Source organism: Sphingomonas sp., from assembly GCF_965200135.1.
GTDB lineage: Bacteria > Pseudomonadota > Alphaproteobacteria > Sphingomonadales > Sphingomonadaceae > Sphingomonas.
In genome coordinates this window covers 24,748-51,070 of sequence record NZ_CBDATK010000007.1, presented here as the reverse complement: position 1 = coordinate 51,070, position 26,323 = coordinate 24,748, and the positions used below count along the sequence as shown (strand labels likewise).

The window sequence follows — 26,323 nt, the reverse complement described above, 5'->3', positions numbered from 1 at the left end:
TGTCAGGGCAGCTCGGCGTCGTAGATGAACAGCGTGGAGGCGTCGTCGTCGGGGATGAAATAGGCGCGCAGCCCCGTCGCGGTCGCCTCGATCCAGAACGGGTTCTGCGTCATCGCGCGGCCCGACGGCGCCCACAGCGGGATCGGCGTCTGCCACACCGGCCGATGCGTCACCAGGTCGACCAGGTCGAGACCGCCGAGCGGGAATACCGGCGCGTCCGGGCCGGTGCGGTATTCGGCCAGTCCGGCGCACAGCATCCGCCGCGCACCCGCATAGTGGCAGTCCTGATAGTCGATATAGCTTTCGGGATTGGCCACCGGCGTCGACGAGGGCGTGACGGTGCCGTCGGCGGCGATCGGCCAGGCGTAGAAGCGGCGCGACCCCCAGCTGACGCCGGCGATGCGCCCGCCGTCCCGGTCGTGGACGACCCCGCCGATATGGTCGGCGACGCGGAACGCCTCGGTCGCGGTCATCGTCGCGGGCGCGACTCGATAGACGATGCTGCGGCTGTTGGGGCTATACTCGGCGACCGGCAACCAGATCGAGGTGCCGTCGTAATCGATGCCGCCGGGATGGTAGATCGAGCCCTCGCCGAGCACGAGATCGCCCAGCAGCGCGCCGTCCGGTCCGATCCTGAACAGATGTCCGACCCCGACGCCCGCGTCATAGCTGTGACCGTCGCGCGGCTGTGCGAGCTTCTGCGGCTCGCGGCGTACCTCCACCGACGACAGGTAGAAATCGTTGCCGATCCTGACCATGCCCTGGGGATGAAAGGTGCGGAAGGGCAGCCGGACCGCCGCGACCTGCGTCCATGTCGTCGCGCGGTTCAGCATCGTCACCCGCTGCGCCACCAACGGATCGGTCGGCCCGGCCGACGCGGGCGCACCGATCGCGAGGAGGAGAAGGGTCAGCGCCCGCGCCACGATTTTCATCGACCGTTCCTTTGGGGCAGAAACATACATCATCGCCTACTTTCGGTATGCATCACTATATGATAGCCATCGCTTTCGGTAACGGGGGGATCGATCGTGACAAAGGGCAATCTGGTAGGTTTGTTGCTGTCGGGTGCGGCGATGACGACCGTCACGCCGGCCGTGGCGCAGGTTGCGGCGGGCGGTACGCCCGACGCGGCGGTGCCGACCCAGCCACCTTCGGCGCAGACGGATGCCGCGCCGGCCGACCAACTGACGCTCGGCGACATCGTCGTCACCGCGCAGAAGCGCGAGCAGTCGCTGCAACGCGTGCCGATCAGCATCAACGCCTTCGACAGCGCGGCGATCGAGGCGCTGTCGGCGGAGACGATCGGCGACCTCGACACCTTTACGCCGGGCCTGACGATCAACGACAGCTCGGTGACGCAGCCCAATTATGCGATCCGCGGCGTCCAGACCGACGACTTCGGGATCGGCACCGAGCCGTCGGTCGGCATCTTCATCGATGGCGTCTATTCGGGCCGCTCGGGCGCATCGTTGATCTTTTTCAACGACATCGCCCGCGTCGAGGTGCTGAAGGGACCGCAAGGTACGCTGTTCGGGCGCAACACGTCGGCGGGCGCGATCTCGATCATCACCAATCAGCCCGTTGCCGAGCCGATGATGCGCGGGACGGTGCAATACGGCAACTACGACAAGGTGCGGCTGGACGTGACCGGTAACTCGCCGATCACCGACAATCTGTTCCTCCGCATCAACGGCGTGGTAAACCGGCGCAGCGGCTATTTGCGCGATGCGCTGACCGGCGAGCGCCGCGAGCGCGAGGACAACACCTCCGGTCGCGCGGCGCTGCGGTGGGAGCCGACGAGCGCGATCTACCTGACGCTCGCGTACGACCACGACGACACCGCCAAGGACGGCCCGACCGCGGTCGGCATCAGCCGCAATGCGCTCAGCCTGTCGCCGTTCGGTCCCTTCTCCAACGACGTCATCGACAACAAGGAGACGCGGCTGCTCAACGACGTGACGTTCACCGCCAACGCCCGAATGGGCGCGGTGACGCTCACCAGCATCTCGTCGTTCAAGCATTTCGAGACGCACAATCGCGAGGACGAGGACGGCACCGCCGACCCGACCCGGTATCTCGATACCGAGAACATCGAGCGCAACAGCAGCATCTATCAGGAATTCCGTGCTGGCTATGCCAGCGACTTCGTCACCGGGATCGTCGGCGCCAGCTATTTCCACGAACGCGGGCGTCAGACCAGCGCGGTGACGCTGCTGTCGGATTCGGTCGATAGACTGATCGGAGGGCTTTACTCGGCGCTTGCGGCGACCGGCGTGTCCGGCCTGTTCGGGCAGCAATACCGGGAAGACATGAACAACCGTGCGGCGAACGAAAGCTACGCGCTGTTCGGCGACGCGACGTTCCGGCTGACCGATCAGCTGAGTCTGATCGGCGGCATCCGCTATACGCATGACGACAAGCGCTTCACCTGGCTCAACGGCGGCTTCGACGGGGGCGGTTTGGAGACGACGGGCGCCAACGGCGCAGTCTACAACGCGATCCTGGGCGGCCCGGTGTTGCCACCGGGCACGTTCTTCAGTGCGGCCGATTTCTTGCGTGCGATCACGGGTGGCCCGCAGGGATTGATCTTCGACGTGGGAGCGTTGGAGGGAGTCCGGTTTACCCGACGCGAGCGCTTCAACGACGTGTCGCCGCGCTTCGTCGTCCAGTATCAGTACGATCCCAACCTGCTGCTGTTCGCCTCGGCGACGCGCGGCTACAAGGCGGGCGGGTTCAACTCGGTCCAGATCAACTCGTTCTTCTCGCCGGAGAACGTCTGGAACTATGAGGGCGGGATGAAGTCCGAGCTGTTCGGACGCCGGGTCCGGCTCAATGCCTCGGGCTATTATTTCACTTACAAGAACCGCCAGTCGATCAGCCTGGAAGATACCGGCGGGCAGTTGCCGCAGTACATCACCCGCTCCGGCGACTCGCGCGCCTATGGCGTCGATCTGGAAGCGCGCGTGCTGGTCGCGCGCGACCTGACGCTGTCGGCGGTCGCGAGCGCGATCGACTCGCAATGGAAGACGCGGCTCGAGCGCGGCATCGACATCTCCGGCCAGACGACCGGCGAGCCACGCTTCCGCAGCGTCGTGTCGGCGCATTACGACCATCGGATGGGTAGTGGCGGCAGCGTGTTCGGTGACACCAGCTGGAGCTACACGTCGCGCGTCCCGCTGAACGACGCCAACCGCGACAGCAATGCCGCGATCGCGCCGTTCGTCGACTTCTCGCAGCTCCGCAAACTGTACAGCGCGCGCAGCAACGTCAACGCGCGGGTCGGCTGGCGGCTGCCGGGCGACAACTTCACGATCTCGGTGTTCGGCGAGAACATCCTCGACGATCAGCGGCCGCGCACGTTGAACACGATCAGCGCCGACATCTTCAACACGCCCTATGTCCGGCTCGATCGACCGGCCTTTTACGGCGTCGAGCTGGGATTCAGGTTCTAGGATATGGCGACGAAAGCACGGGCGGCATCACCGGGTCACTGGTCGAACTGGTCGGGCAGCGTCGAGGCGCGGGCGGAGGTTCTGCACCCGCGCGACGAGGCGGAGCTGGCGCGCATCGTTACCAGCGCCCGCACGGTACGCGCGACGGGGGCGGGGCATTCGTTCATGCCGCTGTGTCAGTCCGACGACGTGATCGTCAGCCTGGCGGAGATGGCGGGGACGCTGACCGTCGCGCCCGATCGGTCGAAGGTGCGTGCGCCGGCCGGGTGGAGCCTGAACCGGCTGACGGCGGCGTTGTGGGAAGAGGGGCTGGCGCTCGCCAACCAGGGCGACGTCAACCCGCAATCGTTGGCGGGATCGACCGCGACGGGCACGCACGGCACCGGCCGCGAGCTGGGCTCGCTGTCGACCTTCGTGCGCGGGATGCGGCTGGTCGGGCCGGACGGCACGGCGCGATGGTGCAGCTGCATCGAAAACCCCGAGCTGTACCAGGCGGCGCGACTGTCGCTGGGGACGGTCGGGATCGCGACCGAGATCGAGGTCGCGGTGGTGCCCGCATTCTGCCTGACGGAGCGGATCGAGAAGCGGCCGTGGGGCGAAATCCGCGAGCGGTTCGACGAGCTTGTCGAACGGCATCGCCATATCGAGTTCTGGTTCTTTCCCCATGCCGACAGCGTCATCCTGAAAACCCTGGACCTGTGCGACGCCTGCGAGCCGCCGCGCTCGACCACCGACATGGAGGAGACGACGTTCCGTCGCGTGCTCAATCTGGGCGCGGTGGTGCCGCCGCTGGTGCCGTTCCTTCAGCGGATGATGATGAAGACGCCGATGAGCGCGCGGCGGCGCGGGCCGGCGCATTCGATCTTCCCGTCCAATCGGTCGCTGCGCTTCGAGGAGATGGAATATGAGATGCCGCGCGCGGTCGGGCTCGACACGCTGGACGAGGTGATCGGCTGGATCCGCGCCAAGCGGCTGCCGGTGTCGTTCCCGTTCGAGTACCGCGTCGTCGCGGCCGACGACATCTGGCTGAGCCCGATGCATGCCGGGCCGGTCGCGTCGATCTCGATGCACCAGTACGCCAAGATGCCGTGGCGCTCGCTGTTCGCCGACGCGGAGGCGATCTTCCGCGCGGGCGGGGGGCGGCCGCACTGGGCGAAACGGCATACGATGACGCGCGACGACGTCGATGCGCTGTATCCCAAGGCAGAGGCGTTCCGGGTGCAGCGGCGGCTCGCCGATCCCGAGGGCAAGTTCCTCAACCCGCATCTCGCCGAACTGCTGTCGTGACCGACGAGGAACTGCATGGCGCGCTGATCGGGCAGCAGGGATCGCGCGCGGCGTTGAACACGCCGGTGCTGGTGCTCGACCGGGCGGCGTTGGACCGGAACATCGCGAGCATGGCGGCGCTGGCGGCGCAGCACGGCGTCGCGCTGCGTCCGCACGCCAAGACGCACAAGAGCGTCGACATCGCGCGACGTCAGATCGCGGCGGGCGCGGTCGGGCAATGCTGCGCCAAGATCGGCGAGGCGGAGGTGCTGGCGGACGGCGGCATCGAGGGATTGCTCGTCACCTCGCCCGTCGCGGCACCGGCGGCGATCGAGCGACTGGCGGCGCTGGCGGCGCGGTCGCCGGCGCTGATGGCGACCGTCGATCATCCCGACGTCGTGGCGGCGATCGCGCGCGCGCTGGAGACGGCGGACGCGACGCTGGAGGTCGTCATCGACATCGATCCTGGCATCCGTCGCACCGGCGTCGCATCGGCCGAGGCGGCGGTGGCGCTGGCGCAGGCGATCGCGACGCAGCCGCGACTGCGCTATCGTGGCGTGCAATTCTACTGCGGCGCGCAACAGCATGTCGAGGACTTCGCCGAGCGCCGCGCCGCGATCGGCGAACGCACCGACTATCTGTGCGCGGTGATCGAGGCGCTTGGCGAGGCGGGCTTCACCCCGGCGATCGTCACCGGCGGCGGCACCGGTTCGCACCGCATCGACCTGGACCTGGGCGTGTTCACCGAGCTGCAGGTCGGCTCCTATGTGTTCATGGACCGCCAGTATCTCGACTGCGATCTGACCGGCGACGGCGTGGTGCCGTTCGAGACGTCGCTCGCCGTCGATGCGCGGGTGGTCAGCGCCAACCACGACCTGCTCGTCACGATCGATGCGGGGTTCAAGTCGTTGTCTACCGACGGCGGCGTCGCGACCGTGCTGCGCGGCGCGCCCGCCGATACGCGGTTCGCGTTCATGGGCGACGAGCATGCCGCGCTGATCGCGCCGGGGATCGGCGCGACGCTGCGGCCGGGCGACGCGGTGACGCTCACCGTGCCGCACTGCGACCCGACGGTGAACCTCTACGACACTTACCATGTCGTTGCCGACGAGACGCTGGTCGCGATGTGGCCGGTGTCGGCGCGCGGGCGGGCGCGATGAGCGACGGCATGAGCGGCACGTTCACGCTGGCCGAGCGCGCGGCGGTGCTGGCGGTCGGCATCGTCGGTGTGCTGATCGCGGGACTGCAACCGCAGCTGCTCGGCGCGCTGGCGGTGGAGGGGCGGGTCGGTGAGAGCCTGCTCGGTCATGTCGCCACCGCCGAACTGCTGGCGATGGGGATCGCGGCGGGCGCGGCGGGGCTGGTGCTGCCGATCACGCGCCTGCGGGTGACGGCCGGCGTCGCGATCGCGGTGGCGGTGGTGCTCGACCTGCTGACGCCCGGCATGACCGGCGGCGCGCTGGTCGCGATCCGCGCCGCGACCGGCCTGGCGGAGGGCGTGCTGATCTGGCTGGCGATCGGGCTGATCGTCCGGTCCGCCGAACCGGCGCGGATGTCCGGCATCTACCTCGCGACGCAGACGCTGGCGCAGTTCGCGATCGCGACGCTGCTGGGGGTCTGGGTGATCCCGGCGGCGGGGGCGCCCGGCGGCTTCGCGGCGCTGGCGGTCGCCAGCCTGATCGGGCTTGTCGCGGTGCCGTGGATGCCGCGCCGCTACCAGCCGCTGGATCGCGAGCCGGGAGCGGCACCGATGCCGGTGCCGCTGCGTGGTGCCGTCGCGCTGGCGGGCGTCGTGCTCTATCTGGCGTTCGTCGTCGCGGTGTGGGTCTATGTCGAGCCGCTGGCCGCCGAGCGCGGCATCGGCGCGCGCGCGATCGCCGTCATCGCGCCGCTGTCGCTCGCGATGCAGGTGGTCGGCGCGGGGCTGGCGACGCTGCTCGCCGGCCGGGTGCGGGCGCTGCCGACGTTGCTGGCGGTCGGGGTCGCCAACCTGCTGCTGCTCGGTGCGATGGCGACGGTGACGAGCGCGACCGCGTTCATCGTCGCGACCTCGGTGTTCGGCTTCCTGTGGCTGTTCGCGTTGCCGTTCCAGGTGCCGGTGGTGATCGCCGCCGACCCCTCGCGGAACGCCGCCGCGCTGATCGGCGGCGCGCAGCTGGTCGGCGCCAGCATGGGGCCGTTCACGGCGGCGCTGTTGCTCGGATCGGGGAGCGTGCAGCCGGTGCTGTGGTTCGGTGCGGCGTGCATTGTCGCGGCGCTGGTTCTGACGTTGCTGGCGTCGATGCGCGGTGCCGGAGCCTCCGCCGGATGACCGCGCCGGGCCGCCCGCTGCCCAAACAGGAGCGCGCGCAGCAGACCTATGACCGGCTGCTCGCGGTCGCGGGCGAGTTGCTGGGCGAGGTCGGGATCGACCAGATTTCCACCAACCTGATCTGCACGCGCGCCGGGGTGACGCCGCCCGCGCTGTACCGCTATTTCGCGGACAAATACGCGGTGCTGGAGGCGCTGGGCCGGCGACTGATGGATCGGCAGAACGCGGTGCTGGAGGCATGGATCGCCCGCCATGTCGACGGCGGGGCGGCGGCGTTGCGCGGCCATAACGAGGAACTGCTGCGCGAGACGATGGCGGTCACCAATGCAGAGCCGGGCGCGGTGTGGATTCTGCGCGCGCTCCACGCATCGCCGCGGCTGATCCATGTCCGGCTGGAGTCGCATCGGCTGGTCACCGACCTGCTAACCGACGCCTATGCGCGACATCTGCCCGACGCCGATCGTGACGCGCTGTGGCGGCAGTTGCGACTGTCGGTGGAGATCGGCTTCTGCGGGATCGAGATGCTGCACGAGGAGACGTCGATGCCCGCCGACGAGGTCATCGCTCAGGTGGTGGCGATGCTGGCGCGGGAGCAGCTGGAGCCGCCCGCGTGACGACCATCTCGCCGATCTTGCGGGCTAGCTCGTCGACCGCGAACGGTTTGGCGATCATGCTCATATTGGTGCCGAGAAAGCCTGCGCGGATCGCCGCGTTTTCCGCATAGCCGGTGATGAACAGCACCGGCAGGTCGGGGCGATGCTCGCGCGCGATCTCCGCCAGCTGCCGTCCGTTCATGCCCGGCAGGCCGACATCGGAGATCATCAGGTCGATCGGTTCGCCCGAGGCCAGAATCGAAATCGCGGCATCGGCATCGCCCGCCTCTCGCGTCACGTACGAGAGTTCCTCCAGCACGTCGCGGACCAGCAGGCGCACCGAGACGTCGTCCTCGACCAGCAGCACGGTCTGGCCTGCGCCCTGGACGGGCGGTGCCGTCGCGCGGCCCTCGGGGGAGGCGACGGTCGCGTCGGTGGCGGGAAGGTAGATCTTGACCGACGTGCCTTCGCCCGGCGTGCTGTGGACGCGAACATGGCCGCCCGATTGCTGTGCGAAGCCATAGACCATCGACAGGCCCAGCCCCGTGCCCTGGCCGATCGGCTTCGTCGTAAAGAACGGGTCGAACACCTTGGCAAGGACTTCGGGCGCCATGCCGACGCCCGTGTCCGACACCGCCACCACGACGTAGCGACCCGGCGTCGCGTCTGGCCGTGTCGCCGCGTAGGACCGGTCGTGGTCGACGACGTCCGTCTCGACGGTGAGCTGGCCGCCGTCCGGCATCGCGTCGCGCGCGTTGATCGCGAGGTTGATGATCGCGTTTTCCAGCTGATTGGCGTCGGTGATCGCCGGCGGCAGCGTGCCCGACGCGACGATGCGAAGCGTTACGTTCTCTGGAATGGTGCGGCGGAGCAGTTCCTCCAGCGACAGGGTCAGCGCGTTGATGTCGGTCGGCTTCGGATCGAGCGACTGCCGTCTGGAAAACGCCAGCAACCGCGCGGTGAGTGCTGCGGCGCGTTGCGCGGATACCGTCGCCGCGTCCATGAACCGGTCCAGGTCTCCGTAGCGCCCGTCCGCGATCCGCCGCTTGACGATGTCGAGCCCGCCGATGACGCCGGTCAGCATGTTATTGAAATCATGCGCGATGCCGCCGGTCAGTTGACCCACTGCCTCCATCTTGTGGCTCTGGCGCAGTGCGGCTTCCGCCTCTTCGCGGATCGTCATCTCGCGTTCCAGCGCGGCGGTGCGTTCGACCACGCGCTGCTCCAGCCGCTGCGCCGCCAGCTTCAGCTCGGTGATATCCTGCACGAAGGCGTGGAAACCGTCGACGCTGCCGTCCGCCGCGACGCGCGGCAGGTAGCGGATTTCGGCCACGCGCGGGCGGCCGTCGGCATGGGGCCAGTCCATTTCCAGACGGACCGCGTCACCCGCCAGCGCGCGCTGCATCGCGGGCATCCGCGCGGCCGCCGCCTCGACGCCGATCGCCTGTGCGACCGTGCGTCCGACGACCTGATCGGGGGTAAGGGAGAACCAGTCCTCATACGCCTTGTTGGCGAAGCGATAGGTCAGGTCGCGGTCGATAAAGCCGATCAGCACGGGCAGCGCATCGGTGACGAGGCGCAGCTCGGCCTCGCTGGCGGCAAGCTCGCGCTGACTGCCGCTCAGCTCGGTGATGCGGTCGCGCATCTCGAATTGCCGCTGGCGCGACCGCATCGCGGAGGCGACCGCGCTGACCAGCGATGCGGCCCCGAGCGGCCGGTCGAGCACGATCGCGTTGGCGCGTTCCGGCAGCCGCTGCCGGACGATCTCCGCCGAGGGCGCACGGCCGGCGCGCTGCGACGCGAGCAGGACGAACGGCGGATCCGACCACGCGGGCTGGCGCGTGAGCGCGGCCTCCAGCGCGCCACGGTCGTCGACCAGGCCCTCTTCGGTGACCAGCACCGCGCCGACCTGCTCGTCCAGTGCGTCGGCGATGCCGACAACGTCGCGACAGACCTGGACGTCATAGCGCTGGCGGCGCAGCAGTTCGGCCACGCTGTCGGCGTCGCGCCCGAACGGTGCCAGGACGAGAACGCGGTGGCCTTCCGCAGCGGTCCTATGTCCCAACGGCGCGTTCTTCGAGCAGAGGCGACTTCTGGCCGGTATATTCGGGCGTCCCGGTGAGCACGCCTTTGAAGTCCACCAGCGGTTCGCCGACGCGGATACCTTCGCGATCGATCCGCAGCTCGCGGATCGTATCCTCGTGCATGCCGCCGCGGTTCTTGAGCACGGAGATCGCCTTGCGGATGCGACCCTCCGCCTCGAAGAAGCGCAACAGGATCACGGCGTCGGCGATGTAGGAGATGTTGAGGCCGGTCGCTATCGTGCCGAGCAGCCCCTGTTGCGGGTTGATGAGGAACGTGACCACCCCGCGCTGGCTGAGATACGAGAGCAGCTCGTGCATCTGGAGGATCAGCTGCTGTTCCTGCGGCATCGCGGCGAGATAGCCGTTGAGGCTGTCGATCACGATCATCCTGACGTCGCGATCCTCGACCTCATGGCGGATGCGCGCGGCGAACTCGCCGGGCGACAGCTCCGCCGGATCGATCTGCTGGATCACCAGGCATCCTGAGTCGACATGGCGCTGGAGATCGAGGTTGAACGCCCGCGACCGCGCCATCAGCGTGCCGACCCGTTCGTCGAACTCGAGCACCGTGCAAGCCTCGCCACGCTCGCACGCCGCGTGCAGATATTGCAGCGCCAATGTGGTCTTGCCGGTCCCGGCGGGGCCGGTGATGAGCGTGCTGGTGCCACGCAGCGGCCCGCCCGCGAGCAGGTCGTCGAGCGCGGCCAGCCCGCTCGGCGCGGGATCGCCGACGAAGTCCGCGTGGTGGTCGAGCGCGATCAGCCGGGGGTAGATTTCCAGCCCGCCCTTGCGGATGTTGAGGTCGTGATAGCCGGCGACGAAGTCGACGCCACGCAGCTTCTGCACCTGCATCCGCCGCCGCGCCGCGCCGAAGTCGAGCGTCAGCCGCTCCAGCGTGATGACGCCATGACACAGGCTGTGCAGATGCGGATCGCGACCACCATCGGAGCCGGTCATGTCGTCGACCAGGACCACCGTCGTTTTCCGCCCGGCGAAGAACTGCTTCAGCGCCAGCACCTGACGCCGGTAGCGCAGCGAGTCCTGCGCGAGCAGCCGCATTTCCGACAGGCTGTCGAAGACGACCCGGCACGGGTTGATCCGTTCGACTTCGGCCTCGATCAGCCTGACGGTTTCGGTCAGCTCCATCTCCCACGAATGGAGGATCGACTGCTGCCGGCCTTTGTCGAGCACCTCGGCCGCCGATCCGAATTCGAACACCTCGAACTCGTCGATGCTGAACCCGTGCGACGCGGCGACGACAGCGAGTTCCTCGCGGGTTTCCGACAGCGTGATGTAGAGCGCGGGCTCGCCAAGACGGACACCTTCGCGCAGGAACTGCAATGCCAGTGTCGTTTTTCCCGATCCGGGCGCGCCCTCCAACAGGTACAGACGGTTGGCAGGGAGGCCGCCCTTGAGGATCAGGTCGAGACCTTCGTTCCCCGTAGATGCGATCGCGGGGGTCGTGGGTGTCATCGCGATGTCGGGGGCCATACCGGTTTGTAAGGCATGTGGACCCCGTTTCACAACAGTCTCGCCGTGATCGTCGAACGAAGGTTAACGCCTGAGCGCTATAGATCCGGTGTGCTTCGCGTCCTGACCCTCTCCACGCTGTTCCCCGACACGACGCGGCCGAACTTCGGCGGGTTCGTGGAGCGGCAGACGCTCGGGCTGGCGGCGCTGCCCGATACGGCGGTGACGGTGGTGGCGCCGGTCGGGCTGCCGCCTTGGCTGATGCGGCGGAGCGGCCACCGCGCGCTCGCCGGGTTACCGCGCGTAGAAGCGTGGAAAGGGCTTACAGTGCATCGGCCGCGCTTCGCGACGCTGCCGGGCACCGGCGCGCGCTGGCATGCGGCGAGCCTCGTCCGCGCGCTGATGCCGGTGCTCGACGGGCTGCCCGCCTTTGACGTGATCGACGCCTCGTTCTTCTTCCCGGACGGACCGGCGGCGGTAGCGCTCGGGATGCGCTTCGCCGTGCCGGTGTCGATCAAGGCGCGTGGCGCGGACATCCATCACTGGGGTCGCGTCCGCCGCGAACAGGTGGTCGCGGCGGGGCTGGCGGCGGACGGGCTGCTCGCGGTGTCGGAGTCGCTGCGCGACGACATGATCGCGCTCGGGTTGCCGGCGGCGACGATCGCGGTCCACCGCACCGGCATCGACCGCGCGCGGTTCCGGCCCGGCGATCGGGCGCGGGCGCAGGCGGCGCTCGGTATCCACGGCCCGGCGGTGCTGTCGCTGGGCGCGCTGATCCCGCGCAAGGGGCACGGCATCGTCGTCGAGGCGGTCGCGCGGTTGCCCGGCGTGACGCTGATGATCGCGGGCGAGGGGCCGGAGCGGCCGGCGCTGGTGGCGCAGGCGGCCCGGCTGGGGGTGAGCGATCGGGTCCGCCTGCTGGGCGCGGTGCCGCACGCGACGTTACCCGACCTGCTCGCCGCCGCCGACGTCATGGCGCTAGCGTCGTCGTCGGAGGGATTGGCCAACGCCTGGGTGGAGGCGCTCGCGTGCGGCCGGCCGATCGTGATCCCCGATGCGGGCGGCGCGCGCGAGGTGGTGACCTCGCCCGCCGCCGGCCGCATCGTCCCGCGCACCCCCGCCGCGTTCGCGGAGGCGATCGCCGCCTTGCTCGCCGATCCGCCGCCGACCGCGGCCGTGACCGCCGCCGCCGATCCGTTCAGCTGGGAGCGCAACGCCCACGAACTCCGCGCGCATCTGGCCGGGCTGGTCGCCAGCCGAACGCCGGCCGGTTAGCGCCGCCGATTGTCGGTCGGCAGCCCGATCCCGCGCCACGCCTGCGCCTGACGATCCGCCAGCTCGACCAGATTTCCCATTGTCACGGGCATGTCGAGCAGGTGCAGGCCCCAGTCCTTCAACGTCACGCCGTTCGCGACCACGTCGCCGGTGATGGTGTCGGTGCGAGGGTCGGCGGGGTCCGCGTTCACCGTCACCGCGAGATAGCTGAACGCGCCGGTACGGGTGCATTCGGCGGCGATCAGCCCCGGCACCTTGACGAAGGGGGTGGTCGGCGCCGGACCGCTGCTCCACGCGGGCTGCGGCACGGAGGCGTTGCCCGCCCCGCGCGTGGAGAAGATCGCGTCGGTCACCGCCTTGCCGCCCGCCAGCGCGGCGGGATTGGTGCAGGCGGCGACCATGCCCGGCTGCGGCACCTTGCCGAAGCGGCTGTTCTCCGGCGGCGGTGCGTCGGCGCGGAACGTGACATAGGTCACGACGCAGCCATATTGCCCTTCGGCCGTGCACAGCTTCATCCGCTTGAAGTCGCCGCCCACCGTCTGCCCCTCGGGCACGGCGACGTTGGTCCCGAGCAGCATCGCCGAGATGACGTTGCGCTGGATCGGCTGCCCTTCGATGTAGCGCGCGATCAGTTCCTTGAGCACGCCCGACCCCTGGCTATGCCCGATCAGCACGACGCCGCGTCCGCCATTGTCGCGGCGCAGATAGTCGTTCCACGCGGCGTAGACGTCGGCCAGCGCCAGCCCGCGGTCGACGCCGACCGGCTGTCCGGTCATGATCTGGCGCAGCGCGGTCAGGGTCACCTGACGATAGAGCGGGACGAAGACGCGGCATTTTGCGGTGAAACGCGCGGCCTGGGCGATCGCGACCTGCTGTTCCTCCGGCTCGGCGGTCATGTCGCTGTTCGGCGTTGGGTCCATCGACACGGTCGGATAGACGTAGAAACAGTCGAACGCGGGCGTCGATGCCCGACGGAAGCGCTCGACTTTGGTGCGGCCGTTCGCCTGGACCACCGTCACGTCCTGATTGGCCGCGCAAGAGTCCTGTCGGCCGGGGCGACAGAGCCAGGCGGCGTCCTGCGCATAGTCGGGAGCGGGCGCGGCCGGTGCGACGGCGGCCGGTGGTGTAGCTGGCGATTGCGGGGCCGGGGCTGGTACGGCAGGCGTGGCCGGGGCGCCCGCCACTTGCGCGACGGCGGGGCCGGCCAAGACGGCCAACGCTGCAAAGGTGATCGGCTTCATCGACACTCTCCCTGATCCGCGCGGAGTCACTCCCGCATCATGCCCGAGGAAGAATATCAGCGCGGTCCGGCGCGTCGAGAGGCTATCGTCGCAAAGCGTAAGGGCCGCCGGTCGGGTGACCGGCGACCCCTCGTCCCGCCCGTGGGCGAGCGATCAGGCGTAGGTGACTGAGGTCGACCCGGCGGTACGACGACGCAGCGCGAAGCCGACCGCGCCGAACCCCAGGATCATCAGCGCCCAGGTCGCCGGCTCCGGCACGCCGCCGACCGTGGCGGACAGAATGCCCTCATAGGTGCCGATGCCGCCACCCAGCGTCAACGGGTTGATGTGAACGCCCGTGCCGCCGATGTTCAAGTAGTTGCCGCCCAGGGTGATCGAGTCCGCCGTGTTGATCGTGCCGCTGTAGTTCACGTCGTAACTGACCGGACTGCCGTTGAGCGTGCCCGTAAGCGTGAACACGCCACCGAACGGTGCCGGGCTGACGCGGTTGAGACCGATCGTGAAGGTTACGTCGTTGATGTTGTAGGTGCCGGGACCGGCATACGTCCCCGCGATCGGCGTGAAGTCGACGATGTCGAAGGTCTGATCGGGATAGGCCGGGTCCGCGCCGATGCCCGTGTAATTCGCCGTGCCACCTGCATAGGTCTGTGCCGCCGCCGGCGCGGCAATCGTCAAGGTGAGGGCCGTTGCGGCCAGTGCGAGATGCTTCATTTCAAACCCCCGTTTGAAGCGAAGCATCATCGCCCCGCGACTCCGCAACCTACAGTACATGAAGCGACTTGGCTTACGCCGTGTTAGCAATACTTGCTTAACGGCTGTCCCGGCTTGGCACAGCCGTGGGATCAGGGCTTGTCGAGCGGATAGAACGCCGCCGCGATCGGGCGACCCTCACTGCGCAATACGCCCCAGGCGCGCGCGGCGGCGCGGCTGTCCATCACCTCCAGCCCGATCCCCGCCGCGTCGAGTGCGCGGGCGAGGGCGGGGGCAGGGTGACGTAGCGTCGGGCCGGTGCCGAGCAGGACGAACTCGGGCCGCGCGCCGATCAGCCACTTCAGGTCGGCGACCGTCAGCGCGTCGAGCGGCGGCGGGGTCCAGTCGGTCGCCTCGGTCGCGGTCATCAGCACGGCGCGGTGGTGGGTCTCGCCGATCCGGAACCCGCCGGCACCGAACCCGGTGACGATCGGCCCGGCGGCGGTGCGGTCCTGATCCATCCGCACAGCGTCAGGTGTTGCGGGGCGTCACCCGCTCCGCATCCCCGGTGCGCTCCGCCCGATCGAGCGTGCCCGGATTTTCGCGGTTCGGCTCGGCGCGAAGGCCCAGCGTGATGAGCAGCGACGACGACACGTAGATCGACGAATAGGTGCCGACGACGATGCCCAGAATCATTGCCGCCGTGAACCCGCGCAGCACATGCCCGCCGAGCAGCAACAGCGCGGCCAGCGCGAGCAGGATCGTCAGCGAGGTCATTACCGTCCGCGGCAGCGTCTCGTTGACCGACAGGTTGATGATCTCGCGCATGTCCATCTTGCGATAGCGTCGCATATTTTCGCGGATGCGGTCGTCGATCACGATTTTGTCGTTGATCGAATAGCCGATGATGGTCAGCACGGCGGCGACGATGTTGAGGTCGAACTCGAACCGCGTCAGCGCGAAGAAGCCGATCGTCATCAACAGATCGTGGACGATCGCGACGATCGTCGAGACGCCGAACTGCCATTCGAAGCGGACGATCGCGAACAGGCCGATCAGCAGGATCGCCAGCCCGACCGCGAACAGCCCCTTCTGGATCAGCTCGCCCGACACCTTGCCCGACACCGTCGAATAACGGCTGAACGTCGCGCCGGGAAAGCGCTGCCCCAGCGCGGTCTCGACCTTCTTGACCACCGCGTTGGTGGCGCCTTCGTCGGCGCCCTGCTGGACGGGCAGGCGGATCGTGACGGTGCGACCGTCACCGACCGGCTGCAGGAAGGCTTCGCCGACTCCCAGGCGGTCGACGGTGGCGCGGACCTGATCGAGCGGCGGGGTGGTCGCGAACTTCTCCTCGATCATCAGCCCGCCGACGAAATCGACGCCGTAATTCAGCCCGCGCGCGACGGTCAGCCCGACCGCGAGCACCGACAGCAGCAGCGTCAGTCCGAACGCCCAGCCGCGCAGGCGGACGAAGTCGATGTTGGTGTGATCGGGGACGATCTTCAGGAGGCGCATGGTCGTCTCCGCCTCAGATGTTGATGTGCTGCGGGCGCGTGCGGCGGAGCCACTGAGCGACGAGCATGCGGGTGAAGGTGACGGCGGTGAACACCGACGTGACGATGCCGATCAACAGCACCACCGCGAAGCCCTTGACCGGCCCCGACCCGAAGATGAGCATCACCATGCCCGAGATCGCGTGCGTCGCGTTGGCCTCGAAGATCGTGCGGCTCGCTTCCTTGTAGCCCAGCTCGACCGCCTGCACCGTGCCGCGCCCGCGTCGCTGCTCCTCGCGGATGCGTTCGTTGATGAGCACGTTGGCGTCGACCGCGGTGCCGATCGTCAGCACGAAGCCGGCGATGCCGGGCAGCGTCAGCGTGCCGCCGATCAGTGCCATCACGCCCAGGATCACGAGCACGTTGATGGTGACCGCCAGGTTCGCATAGGCGCCGAACCGCCCATAGGTCAGAAACATGAAGATGACGACCAACAGCACCGCGACGATCGACGCGGTGACACCGGCGTTGATCGAATCCTGGCCGAGATCGGGGCCGACCGTCGACTCCTCGACCACCTTCAGGTTCACCGGCAGCTTGCCCGACCGCAGCGCGATCGCGAGCTGGTTGGAGCTTTCGGCGGTGAATCCACCGTTGATCGCCGCACGTCCGCCGAGGATCGGCTCGTTGATGTTGGGCGCGGAGATCACCTTGTTGTCGACGATGATCGCGAACGGCTTGTTGGTGTTCTCCTGCGTCACCCGCGCGAAGCGGCGACCGCCGGCGGCGTTGAAGGTGATGCCGACCTGCCAGCTGGTGCCGTCCTGCGGATTGATCTCGGCGCGCGCGTCGACCAGGTCCTCGCCGCGGATGATCGCGGAGCGGCGCACGGCGATGCGGCCGGTGCCGGTCTCCATCGGCAGCACCTGGCTACCGATCGGCGCGCGGTTCTGCGCCAGCGCGGCCTGATCCTGCGAGCCGGCCTGATCGACCAGCTTGAACTCCAGCTTCGCGGTCTTGCCGAGCAGGTCCTTCAGCGCCTGCGGGTTCTGCAACCCCGGCACCTGGACGACGATGCGGCTGTCGCCCTGGCGGATGATGGTCGGCTCTTTGGTGCCCAGCTCGTCGATACGACGCCGCACGACCTCGGTCGCGTCGCCCATCGCGGTGTCGACCGCCTGTTTCAGCCCGGCCTCGGTCTGCTTCAGGACGAAGCGCGACGTGTCGATGACGCTGATGTCCCACTCGCGCTGACCGGTGGTGCCGACCCCGCCGCCGGTGATCTTCAGCAGCGCCTCGCGCGCAGCATCGACCTTGCTCGGGTCGCGCAGCAGGAACGAGAGCTGACCGTCGCGGATCGAGATGTCGCCGATTTCGATGCGCGGCGTGGCGCGGCGGAACTCGGCTTGGACCTCGTCGCGCTTGGTCTCCAGCCGGGTATTGGCGAGATCGGCGGTGTCCGCCTCCAGCAACAGATAGCTGCCGCCTGCGAGATCGAGCCCCAGATTGACGCGCGGATGCGGGATCGCGCCCCATTGATTGGTATAGCGCTCGGGCACGAAGGTCGGGATCGCCAGCGCGCAGAGGATGCCGAGCAGCCCCCAGATCGCCACCCGCTTCCAGCGTGGGAAGTCCAGCATCTCAGTCGTTGGCCGGCTTGGCGGCGGACGCGGAGGTCACCTCGGCCAGCGTCGCCTTGACCACGCGGATGCGCGTGGTGGGCGCGATCTCCACCTCGACGAAGCGATCCTCGACCTTGGTCACGCGGCCGACGACGCCGCCGGCGGTGACGACCTGATCACCCTTCTTTACCGCCGCGATCAGCTCGGCCTGCTGCTTGGCGCGCCGCTGCTGCGGGCGGATCAGGAGGAACCAGGCGGCGACGAACAGCATCAGCAGCGGGCCGATGTTGACCAGGAACGCGGCCACCCCACTCGGGGCGGCGACCGCGCCGGCGGTCTGGGCGTAAGCGGAGGGAATGAGCATCGTTTCCGTCGGGTCAGGGGCGTGGCGGCGGCCGAGGGGGCGCCAGCCGGGAAGTCAGCGGCGCTAGCATCGCCGTTGCTTTTAGGCAATCACCGCCGCCCACCGCCCCGATGGCGCGGAAAACAACGAGGAGGAGAGGTCGAGATGATCCTGGTGATGGGACACATGAAGTTCGCGGCCGGCGAAGGCGCCAAGGCCGCGTCGCTGCTGGCGGACCACATGGGCGCGGTCGGGTCCGAGGACGGCTGCGAGCATTACAGCTTCGCGTTCGACGCCGCCGATCCCGACCTGGTGCGGATCGCGGAGCGCTGGGTAACGCCCGAGGCGCTCGCCGCCCACGGCCAGGCGCCGCACCAGAAGGAGTTCGGCCGCGCGTTGCGGGCGTTTCCGATGGAGGGGGTCAAGGTCGACGCCTGGGACGGGACGTTCTGGCGCAACCTGATCGGCGGCTGACGGATGCGTCGGGGGCAGGGCGCTTGCATCGCTCTGCCCCGGCGCGTAGACGCCGCCGCTCGGTCGGGGCGTAGCGCAGCCTGGTAGCGCATCACACTGGGGGTGTGGGGGTCGCAGGTTCGAATCCTGTCGCCCCGACCAAATTAATTCAGCGGCAGGGGTTCAGCTCGTCAGGCCGCGCGCGCGGAGCAGCGCGGCTTCCTGTGGCGCCCGGCCCCGGAACGCGGCGAACGAGGCGAGCGGGTCGCGGGTGTCGCCGCGCGCCAGAACCTCGCGGACGAAACGGTCGGCCAGGTCGCGATCGAACAGGTCGCCCGACTCGCCGAACGCCTCAAACGCATCGGCGTCCAGCACCTCGGCCCACAGATAGCTGTAATATTGGCTCGCATAGCCGCCGTCGAAGACGTGCGTGAAATGCGTCAGGCCATGGCGCGGGACGATCGCGGCGGGCATCCCCGCGCGCGCGAACAGCTCGGTCGCGAAGGCGGTCGGATCGACCGGCGCAGTCTGCCGATGCAGCGCCAGGTCGAGCATCGCGGAGGCGACGAACTCCACCGTCGCGAAACCCTGCCCGTACAGCTCCGCCCGGCCGACCGCCGCGATCAACGGCGCGGGCATGTTCAGGCTCGCCAGCACCTCGGGCGCGACGATCCAGTGTTCCATGAACTTGCTGGGAAACTCGACGAAATCGCGCGTCACCGCCGTCCCGGCCTGGCTGGGATAGGTCACGTCGGACAGCAGCGCATGGAGTGCGTGGCCGAACTCGTGGAACAGCGTCCGCGCCTCGTCCACCGACAGACCGGCATCCGCCGCCGCGAAGTTGGCGACGATATAGACGATCGGCCGCACCGCGCCGTCCAGCGCCTCCTGCACCCGCAGCGTGCCCATCCACGCGCCGCCATGCTTCTCCGCCCGCGCGACGAAGTCGGTGTAGAGCAGGCCGACATGGCGCCCCTCGCGGCCGGCGACCGCCCAAGCGGCCACGTCGGCGTGCCAGGTCGGCAGGTCGGGCCGCGCGGTGAAGGTCAGGCCGTACAGTCGCCCCGCCACCCCAAACGCCGCCGCGCGGACGCGCTCCAGCCGCAGGCACCGCTGCACCGCCGCGCCGTCCAGCGCATAGCGGTCCCGCCGGATGCGCTCGGCATAATAGCGCCAGTCCCACGGCGCGATCGTCACCCCGTCGGCATCGGCGAGCCGCTGCAGCTCCGCCTGTTCCTCGCCCGCGCGGACGACCGCCGGTGCCCAGACCCGGTCGAGCAGCGCGGCGGCGGCAGCGGGCGTCGCCGCCATCGTGCCGACCAGCGAATGGTCGGCATAGGTCGCCGCGCCGAGCAGCGCCGCCTTTTCGTGGCGCAGCGCCAGGATCGACGCGACGATCGCGCGGTTGTCGTGCGCGCCGCCGTCGCCGCGGCCGACGAACGCGCGCCAGATCCGTTCGCGCAGGTCGCGGCGGTCGCCGAACGCGAGGAAAGCCTCGACATCGCCGCGACCCATCGTGACCAGGTGCCCCGCCACGCCCTCGGCGGCGGCGCGCGCGGCGGTCGACGTCAGCATCGTCTCGGGCAGCCCGCTCGCCTCCGCCGCGCTCAGCCGCATCGACCAGTCGGCGGTCGCCGCCAGCACGTTCTGGCCGAAGCGCGTCGACAGTGCCGACAGCTCCTGCTGGATCGCCGCGAACCGCGCCTTGTGCTCGGGCGACAGCGCCGCGCCGCCGTCGACGAACCCGCGATAGCTGTCGTCGAGCAGGCGATGCTGCGCCTCGTCGAGCGTCAGGTCCGCGCGCTCCGCCCACAACCGGCCGACCCGCGCGAACAGCCGCGGATCATGCGCGGTCGCGGTGCCGTGCTCGGTGAGCAGCGACGCCACCTCCGCCTCGATCGCCCGGATCGCCGGCTCCGCCTGCGCGGACGACACCGTCCAGAAGATCCGCCGCACCCGCGACAACGCCGCGCCCGCGCGCTCCAGCGCCTCGACCGTGTTGGCGAAGGTCGGCGGCGCCGGATCGGTGGCGATCGCCTCGATCTCCGCGCGCGCCGCGAGGATCCCGGCACGCAGCGCGGGGAGGAAGTCGTCCGCGTCGATCCGGTCGAACGCCGGTGCGCCGAACGGCAGCGGGCTCTCGTCCAGCAGCGGATCGACCGCGGCGAGCGTGTCAGTCAATCGACTGGACCTCGTCGGTATGCACCTCGAATCCGGTCAGCCGCGCCGGGCCGAATACCGTCGTCAGCGCGGTATCGGTCGCGTCGCGGCCGCGCGCCATCAGGATGCGGCCGATCCGCGGCTTGTTGTGGCGCGCGTCGAACGTGTGCCACTCGCCGCCCAGATAGACGTCGAACCAGGCGGAGAAATCCATCGCGCCGTTCACCGGCACGCCGATGTCGCCCAGATAGCCCGTGCAATATCGTGCCGGGATGTTCATGCAGCGGCACAGCGTCACCGCCAGATGCGCGAAGTCGCGGCAGACGCCCTGCTGCTCCTGATGCGCGTCCCACGCGGTCTTGGTCGGGCGGGCGTGGTGATAGCCGAATTCGACATGGTTGTGCGTGTATTCGACGATCGCCTGCACGCGGCCCCAGCCCGGCGGCACATGGCCGAACAGCGCCCATGCGGCCTCGGACAGCCGGTCGGTCTCGCAATAGCGGCTGCCCAGCAGGAACAGCAGGACGTCGTCGGGCAGCTCCTCGATCGGGTGCTGCACCGCGTCGGGCGAATAGGGGTCGCCCAGCCCGCTGTCCTCGATCGTGAAATCGCAGCGCAGCGTCAGCCCGCCCGCCGGCACGGCGACGCGGGTACAGACGTTCCCGAACGCGTCGAGATAGTCATAGATCGGGACGTCCTGATCGGTCGTGATCCGGTGCGGCGTCCGCAGGTCCTTGTGGCGCGAGGGATGCACGCTCAACATCGCCATCATCGGCGTCGGCGTCTCGGCGGAGAAGCTGATGTCGTAACCAGCGCGGATCAGCATGGGGCTGTTTCCTTCAAATCGGCGGTGAGGATCGGGGTCGGCGGAATGGCGGCGTCGGCGATGGCGATGTCGACCGCCACCGTCATGTCGAGAAAGCTGCCGGGAAAGCCGCCCCACGTACCCGAGATCGGCACCGCCTGATAGATATCGCGCGCGATGGCGACCCGGATCAGCCCGGCGTTGCCGATCGTGCCGTTGGTCGGATCGAACTCGACCCAGCCGGAGCCGGGCAGGTAGACGCGCACCCAGGCATGGGTATTGCCGCCGCCGACGCGGCCGTCTCGGCCGCTCGGGTCATAGACATAGCCCGACACGAACCGCGCCGCGAAGCCGAGCGCGCGGACCGCCTCGATCATCAGCATCGCATAGTCGCGGCACGTCCCCTTGCGCCGGGTCAGCGTCTCGATCGGCGTCTGCGTCCCCTTTTCTGCGCGCGAGACATAGGTGAACTCGCGCCGGATCGCCGACGTCATATCGGACAGCAGCGTCAGCGTATCGGTCTGGCCGTTCCCCAGGAAACGCCGCACCCAGCTGTCGATCTGGCGCAACGGATCGGCGTGTTGGCGCTCGATCGAGCGCAGCAGGTCCGGCATGTCCTCGGCCGAATAGGTGAAGGGATAGGTCTGCGCGTAATCCTCGATGTCGACGTGCTGAACGTCGGCGGGCGTGTGCTGCAGATAGGTGTGGCTGTCGAAGCACAGCCGGCTCGCTTGCCGATCGAACGTCGCGATCGCCACCGCGTTGCCGAACACGTCCTGCAACCAGCGCACCTCACTGGGAGCCGGGTCGATGTCGAGCGTCGAGTCGAGAAGGCGGAGGTCATAGCTTTCGCGCGGGCGGACCATGATGCGGTGCTCGCCAAACGACACGGGCTGCTTGTAGGTATAGGTGGTGACGTGAGAGAGATTCAGGAATGGCATCGAATATCCATCATGGGTCGAACACTCCGCTCCTCGCCGCGTCCGACCCGCCCCCCGTTTCCGTCGTCAACGGGGCGGGGGCGTCGCCGTTCCTCTTCATCGGGGATCATGCCGGGAATGTCATCCCCTCTCGTCTCGATGCGCTGGGACTGGGTGCCGAGGAGCTGGGGCGGCACATCGCGATCGATATCGGGGTGCATGGGCTGGGCGAGCGCCTCGCCGAGGCGATGGACGCGACCTTCATTCGCCAGACCTATTCGCGGCTGGTGGTCGACTGCAATCGCTACCCCGACGCGCCCGACGCCGTCGCGCAGGTCAGCGACGGGACGGCGATCCCGGCCAACGCCGACCTGACGCCCGCCGATCGCGCGGCGCGGTTCGACGAGATCCACGAACCCTATCAGCGGGCGATCGGCGCCGAGATCGCGCGGCGGATCGCGGCGGGCGTGCCGCCGATCCTGATCTCGCTGCACAGCTTCACCCCGGCGCTGCGGGGCGGCGGGCCCCGTGGTGGAAGTCTGCGCCCCTGGCATGTCGGCGTGCTGCACGATGCGGGGCGGGCCGAGTTCGCACGGGCGATGCTGGCGGCGTTCGCAGCGGATGGCAGCCTCGTGGTCGGCGACAACGAACCCTACCGCATGGACACGATCGACTACACCGTGCCGCGCCATGCCTATCCGGCCGGGCTGGCCTATGCCGAGCTGGAGGTCCGGCAGGACCTGATCGGCGACGACGAGGGCCAGCGGCGCTGGGCGACGATCATCGCCAGGGCGCTGGCGACGGCGGCTACCGGGCTGGATCGGGAAGGGTAGCGATGGCGTAATAGTGCTCGGCCGCGATCGATCATCAGCGCCGCCAGCATGGGGACCAGACTTCCGACCATCCACCGTCGTCGCGTCGCCCGCCGAACAGCGCAACCGCCGACCCGTAACCGCGATGCGGCGCCTCCAGGAACGGCAGATGGATAGCGCGTACGTCGAGAACGCCGCATCGTCGAGGTGCGGCGAGATCGCCAGCAGCTTCACGGCAGCCGCGGTGTCGTGCGGAGGCGGCACGGCGTCACCGGCAGCGACGTGTCGAACGACGCCGGCGGCCGGCCCCGCACCGCCGCATAGTGCCTGTGCGACGTCGACGTCCGGCCCGATCCCGCTCACCGTTGCGGTCGCCGGCCGCCCGCTCACCTCGTCGGCAAAGCTGCGTCCGCCGATCAGCAGCGCGCCCGCGTGATCCAGCACCCGCCCGTCGCCAGCCGGTGCGGCTCGTAGCACGACCCCACCCGATGCCCGTCACCGCCCCGGATCGAGACGACGCAGGGCAGCCGTGACTCCGCGACCGTCTCGACCAGCATGCCGGGCTCGAAGCTGATGACGACGCGCTGGTCGGCGGCATGGTCGAGTAGAGGGCCCAGCCCGTCGTCCAGCACCCGCGCGCGGCCTCGTGCTCGACGCCCGGTTTGGGCACGCCCGCCCAGAAGGCACCGTCTCGCTGCCCATGATCGACCCGCCGCGTACGCGCGTCCGGGTCCGCCGTCACCAGCGTCGGCTCGTGCTTGTCGCGCGGGTCCAGCAGATGGCGCGCGCCGGTCTCGATCACGCTGCCCAGCTCGAGCCGATCGAGCAGCCCGCCGACGCGGTCGACCTCGCGTCATCACTCGTCCGCGAACGGGTCGAGATGATAGTGATCCAGCGTCAGCGCGACGCCGTCAGACTCCGCGTCGGCGATCAGCAGGGCGTCGTCCAGCCGGTGGTTCGCCGCGCCGTCGGCGCTTCAGGCGAAGCGCAGGTTCACGAATGCGCCTCCGACCAGGCGACGTGATGCGACTCCGGCTCGCGATAGAGCGGATATAGCGGCCCGACGATCGCATCCGCCGCCGCCGTGTCGAACCACGGCGTGCCACCCAGCCGCGCCGCCGCTTCCCCGGTCAGCCGGATCGGCCGCCGCGTGTCGGTCATTGCGCCGAAACCCACCAGCGGACTGTCGCGCCCGAGCAGCTTCGCGGCGTTGCGCTCGCCGATGCGGTAATAGCTCATCGTCTCCACCTCCATGCCCGGCACGATGACCTTGACCACCGCCACGCTGCGGTCGGCGGGCGACAGGTCGACGTAGAGCACGTCGAACCCCGCCGCCTCGACCGCCGCCCGCGCCAGCGCGCCGCGCGCATGTCCGTCCGGGACGTCGGCGACGGGCAGCGTCGAGAAGTCGCGGCGGCTCCGTTCCGACAGCATGTTGGTCGCGAGCCACGCGCGCAGCGTCGCCGCGTCCGTCCGCGTCCACCGCTGCATCTCGGTGAACGCGCGCGAGTCGCTCGACGCCGCCGCACCGCCCGCCTGCGCCATGAACCGCGCGACATACCCGTCGGGCGCGAGCCGCTCCACCAGCGCCGCCGGCCCGTGCGCGAACGCCTTGCGCGCACGGCTCGCGGCATATTCGGCGATCGCCTTGGTCACCGCCTGCGTCGCGTCGGGGTGCGCCGCCTCGCCGCACGCGGTCGCCATGATCGGCACCGTCGGCTCGGCGTCCTCGTCCACCCCGACGCAATAGACGTTGGCGAGGCCGAACTCGTCGGTCGCGACCTTGGGCATCACCCGCACGCCGGCTGCGTCGAAGCGCCCGACCAGGTCGGCAATCCCCTCGGGCAGCGGGTCGGGCAGGTCGAGCACCACGCCCGCGTCCAGCGCCCGGAACAACAACCCGTTGCCGTCGCGCTGCAATATCTCGCATAGCCCGTGCCCGATCGCCCAGTCCAGGTCCGGTCCCGCGCCCATGCCGTTGGAGATGATCGTCGTGAACGGCCGATAGCCGGGCGTCAGCTCCTTGGCCGAATAGGCGGCGAGCTCGATCGGCACGAGCACGGTCGATCCGTCCGCCCAGCGCCGCGCCTCCACCCAGTCGAGCGGCGTGTCGCGCCCGACCGGCGACCCGGCGGGCAGGCACAACGTCAGCGGATCGGCGACCGACCGCGCGCCGAGCGCCCGCGCCAGCTCGGCATAGCTGCCCAGCGTCTTCGCCCGCGCCGACAGCGTCAGCGTCGGCCAGACCATCTCCGCGATCTCGCCCAGCCCGCCCAGGATCGCGGCCTCGTCGGTCGCGCCGTAGCCGACGCCATAGGGCATGATCCCGGCGAGCGCGGGCGTCGCCGGGAACAGCGCCACGATCCAGACGGGCACGCCGACGCGGTCGATCGGGTGGATCGGGAACGCGACGACGTCGCCGGCCGGAAACGCGTCGAGATAGCGCCGGCACGCCGGGCTGAGATCGGCTGGAAATCCTTGCATCGTCATCTCCACGACAGCGGAAAGCCCGCGTCTTCCTGCATCGGCAGCGGCACCCGCTTCACTCCCGGCGCCCGCGCCCGCGCCGCGTCGAGTACCGTCAGCGCGACCTCGCGCCCCATGTCGGGCGCGTATCCGAACGGCGTCAGCACCGCGTCCACCGCCAGCGGCGCGGTCACGCCGCAATACCGGCGCGGCTCGCCGTGCGTCAGCGGGGTGTCCTTGTGGCTGCTGATCGCGGTCGAGCGGCCGGTCGCGTCCCGACCGATCTTGAACATGTCGCCACAGAACAGCCGCCGGTCGGGCGCGTCGTGCAGGCATGCCCGCCCCTCGTCATGCCCGCCGACATGGTGGAGCGCATAGCCGGGGGCGAGGTCCGGCACGTCGTCGGACGGCGGGTCGACCCGGCACGCCTTGGTCATCCGCAAGTCGTCCTTGTGGATCGCCAGCTGCTCGGCCGCGACCGCGATGTTACCCTCCGACCGCCCGATCTCACCCGCCCCGATCACGTCCGCCATCGCGCGATGCGCCCGATGATGACGCTGGTCGAAGGCGGTGCCGGCCAGCAGGCCATCCGTGGCTTCTGCGATCGCCTCCGCATCGGCCAGCGTCGCGGCGAGCGCCTTGCCGCACAGCATCGGCACGCCCGCCGCCGCCGCGCGGAAGTCCGACCCAGCCCGGATCATCGCCACGCCAGCCGTCGTCGCCACCACGTCGTCGAGGCCGATCACCGCCACGCCCAGCCGTTCACCCACATCCTCGCCCCGACCTGTTCCGATTTGCGCCGCCGCTAAACGGCCGAGTGCGCCCGGCGAACCCGCGACGAGCATGGTGGCGGTGGGTAATCAGGCG

The 26,323-nt window shown here is 69.4% G+C and carries 24 protein-coding genes and 1 tRNA gene; 10 read left to right on the top strand and 15 right to left on the bottom strand.

Translation table 11 applies throughout. From position 1 onward, the window contains the following. Positions 1–2: 2 nt before the first annotated feature. Positions 3–932 carry a DUF6454 family protein gene (locus ACOFKS_RS08290; protein WP_419808776.1) on the bottom strand — a complete coding sequence of 310 codons (930 nt, stop codon included), beginning with the start codon at positions 930–932 and terminating at the stop codon, positions 3–5. A gap of 96 nt (positions 933–1,028) precedes the next feature. On the opposite strand from ACOFKS_RS08290, the gene ACOFKS_RS08285 reads away from it, so the two are divergent. Genes ACOFKS_RS08285 through ACOFKS_RS08265 form a run of 5 tightly spaced genes read left to right on the top strand, consistent with a single transcriptional unit; the run spans position 1,029 to position 7,643 of the window. Continuing rightward, complete coding sequence (locus ACOFKS_RS08285; protein WP_419808775.1) at positions 1,029–3,452, top strand: TonB-dependent receptor; 2,424 nt, start codon at positions 1,029–1,031, stop codon at positions 3,450–3,452. 3 nt (positions 3,453–3,455) lie between these two features. After that, a complete protein-coding gene (locus tag ACOFKS_RS08280; protein WP_419808774.1) occupies positions 3,456–4,739 on the top strand; it encodes a D-arabinono-1,4-lactone oxidase in 1,284 nt (427 codons plus the stop codon). After that, positions 4,736–5,878, top strand: a complete 1,143-nt coding sequence (locus ACOFKS_RS08275; RefSeq protein ID WP_419808773.1) for a DSD1 family PLP-dependent enzyme — start codon at positions 4,736–4,738, stop codon at positions 5,876–5,878. Before ACOFKS_RS08280 ends, ACOFKS_RS08275 begins: the two co-directional genes overlap by 4 nt. After that, positions 5,875–7,029, top strand: a complete 1,155-nt coding sequence (locus ACOFKS_RS08270; protein WP_419808772.1) for a hypothetical protein — start codon at positions 5,875–5,877, stop codon at positions 7,027–7,029. The genes ACOFKS_RS08275 and ACOFKS_RS08270 overlap by 4 nt, the downstream gene beginning before the upstream one ends. Further along, the gene (locus tag ACOFKS_RS08265; protein ID WP_419808771.1) at positions 7,026–7,643 is read left to right on the top strand and encodes a TetR/AcrR family transcriptional regulator; all 618 of its coding nucleotides are present in this window, start codon (positions 7,026–7,028) and stop codon (positions 7,641–7,643) included. The genes ACOFKS_RS08270 and ACOFKS_RS08265 overlap by 4 nt, the downstream gene beginning before the upstream one ends. Here ACOFKS_RS08265 and ACOFKS_RS08260 read toward each other — a convergent pair. Further along, positions 7,588–9,615: a PAS domain-containing protein gene (locus tag ACOFKS_RS08260; protein ID WP_419808770.1), complete on the bottom strand. Its 2,028-nt coding sequence runs from the start codon at positions 9,613–9,615 to the stop codon at positions 7,588–7,590. The genes ACOFKS_RS08265 and ACOFKS_RS08260 overlap by 56 nt on opposite strands. A 61-nt stretch (positions 9,616–9,676) precedes the next feature. Then, positions 9,677–11,179 (bottom strand): ATPase domain-containing protein, encoded by a 1,503-nt coding sequence (locus ACOFKS_RS08255; RefSeq protein WP_419808769.1) that lies wholly within the window; start codon positions 11,177–11,179, stop codon positions 9,677–9,679. 108 nt (positions 11,180–11,287) lie between these two features. On the opposite strand from ACOFKS_RS08255, the gene ACOFKS_RS08250 reads away from it, so the two are divergent. Then, the gene (locus ACOFKS_RS08250; protein ID WP_419808768.1) at positions 11,288–12,451 is read left to right on the top strand and encodes a glycosyltransferase; all 1,164 of its coding nucleotides are present in this window, start codon (positions 11,288–11,290) and stop codon (positions 12,449–12,451) included. Here the strand turns inward: ACOFKS_RS08250 and ACOFKS_RS08245 are convergent. From ACOFKS_RS08245 to yajC, 6 genes are all read right to left on the bottom strand, one after another. Continuing rightward, positions 12,448–13,692, bottom strand: a complete 1,245-nt coding sequence (locus ACOFKS_RS08245) for a DUF3089 domain-containing protein (protein ID WP_419808767.1) — start codon at positions 13,690–13,692, stop codon at positions 12,448–12,450. The genes ACOFKS_RS08250 and ACOFKS_RS08245 overlap by 4 nt on opposite strands. 153 nt (positions 13,693–13,845) lie before the next feature. Continuing rightward, positions 13,846–14,403: an FxDxF family PEP-CTERM protein gene (locus ACOFKS_RS08240; protein WP_419808766.1), complete on the bottom strand. Its 558-nt coding sequence runs from the start codon at positions 14,401–14,403 to the stop codon at positions 13,846–13,848. Positions 14,404–14,534: 131 nt separating this feature from the next. Then, a complete protein-coding gene (locus tag ACOFKS_RS08235) occupies positions 14,535–14,903 on the bottom strand; it encodes an Mth938-like domain-containing protein (protein WP_419808765.1) in 369 nt (122 codons plus the stop codon). Positions 14,904–14,913: 10 nt separating this feature from the next. Then, positions 14,914–15,897 (bottom strand): protein translocase subunit SecF, encoded by a 984-nt coding sequence (gene secF, locus ACOFKS_RS08230; RefSeq protein ID WP_419808764.1) that lies wholly within the window; start codon positions 15,895–15,897, stop codon positions 14,914–14,916. A gap of 13 nt (positions 15,898–15,910) precedes the next feature. Beyond that, positions 15,911–17,515 carry a protein translocase subunit SecD gene (gene secD, locus ACOFKS_RS08225; protein ID WP_419808763.1) on the bottom strand — a complete coding sequence of 535 codons (1,605 nt, stop codon included), beginning with the start codon at positions 17,513–17,515 and terminating at the stop codon, positions 15,911–15,913. Position 17,516: 1 nt separating this feature from the next. Continuing rightward, positions 17,517–17,861, bottom strand: coding sequence for a preprotein translocase subunit YajC (gene yajC / locus ACOFKS_RS08220; protein ID WP_419808762.1), 345 nt, complete (start codon positions 17,859–17,861; stop codon positions 17,517–17,519). Between the two features lie 144 nt (positions 17,862–18,005). On the opposite strand from yajC, the gene ACOFKS_RS08215 reads away from it, so the two are divergent. Beyond that, the gene (locus ACOFKS_RS08215; RefSeq protein WP_419808761.1) at positions 18,006–18,314 is read left to right on the top strand and encodes a putative quinol monooxygenase; all 309 of its coding nucleotides are present in this window, start codon (positions 18,006–18,008) and stop codon (positions 18,312–18,314) included. Between the two features lie 64 nt (positions 18,315–18,378). Then, a tRNA-Pro gene (locus tag ACOFKS_RS08210) sits at positions 18,379–18,455 on the top strand. A 21-nt stretch (positions 18,456–18,476) separates the two neighbouring features. On the opposite strand, the gene ACOFKS_RS08205 is transcribed toward ACOFKS_RS08210, so the two are convergent. From ACOFKS_RS08205 to ACOFKS_RS08195, 3 genes are read right to left on the bottom strand one after another with little or no spacing between them, the layout of a single operon-like run. Then, positions 18,477–20,474, bottom strand: a complete 1,998-nt coding sequence (locus ACOFKS_RS08205) for a M3 family metallopeptidase (RefSeq protein ID WP_419808760.1) — start codon at positions 20,472–20,474, stop codon at positions 18,477–18,479. Continuing rightward, a complete protein-coding gene (locus tag ACOFKS_RS08200) occupies positions 20,467–21,279 on the bottom strand; it encodes a transglutaminase-like domain-containing protein (protein WP_419808759.1) in 813 nt (270 codons plus the stop codon). The genes ACOFKS_RS08205 and ACOFKS_RS08200 overlap by 8 nt, the downstream gene beginning before the upstream one ends. Next, positions 21,273–22,199, bottom strand: a complete 927-nt coding sequence (locus tag ACOFKS_RS08195) for a transglutaminase family protein (protein WP_419808758.1) — start codon at positions 22,197–22,199, stop codon at positions 21,273–21,275. The genes ACOFKS_RS08200 and ACOFKS_RS08195 overlap by 7 nt, the downstream gene beginning before the upstream one ends. On the opposite strand from ACOFKS_RS08195, the gene ACOFKS_RS08190 reads away from it, so the two are divergent. After that, a complete protein-coding gene (locus tag ACOFKS_RS08190; protein ID WP_419808757.1) occupies positions 22,193–23,011 on the top strand; it encodes an N-formylglutamate amidohydrolase in 819 nt (272 codons plus the stop codon). The two genes, ACOFKS_RS08195 and ACOFKS_RS08190, sit on opposite strands and share 7 nt — an antisense overlap. Before the next feature lie 395 nt (positions 23,012–23,406). Here the strand turns inward: ACOFKS_RS08190 and ACOFKS_RS08185 are convergent, their stop codons facing one another. Then, positions 23,407–23,622: a hypothetical protein gene (locus ACOFKS_RS08185; protein WP_419808756.1), complete on the bottom strand. Its 216-nt coding sequence runs from the start codon at positions 23,620–23,622 to the stop codon at positions 23,407–23,409. A gap of 14 nt (positions 23,623–23,636) precedes the next feature. Between ACOFKS_RS08185 and ACOFKS_RS08180 the strand changes: the two genes are divergently transcribed. Continuing rightward, positions 23,637–24,014 carry a hypothetical protein gene (locus ACOFKS_RS08180; RefSeq protein ID WP_419808755.1) on the top strand — a complete coding sequence of 126 codons (378 nt, stop codon included), beginning with the start codon at positions 23,637–23,639 and terminating at the stop codon, positions 24,012–24,014. Here the strand turns inward: ACOFKS_RS08180 and ACOFKS_RS08175 are convergent. Both ACOFKS_RS08175 and ACOFKS_RS08170 read right to left on the bottom strand, forming a co-directional pair. After that, positions 23,984–25,474, bottom strand: a complete 1,491-nt coding sequence (locus tag ACOFKS_RS08175; protein WP_419808754.1) for a YcaO-like family protein — start codon at positions 25,472–25,474, stop codon at positions 23,984–23,986. The genes ACOFKS_RS08180 and ACOFKS_RS08175 overlap by 31 nt on opposite strands. A 2-nt stretch (positions 25,475–25,476) precedes the next feature. Then, entirely contained in the window at positions 25,477–26,226 is a 750-nt protein-coding gene (locus ACOFKS_RS08170; protein WP_419808753.1) for a hypothetical protein, read from the bottom strand. Positions 26,227–26,323: the final 97 nt, after the last annotated feature.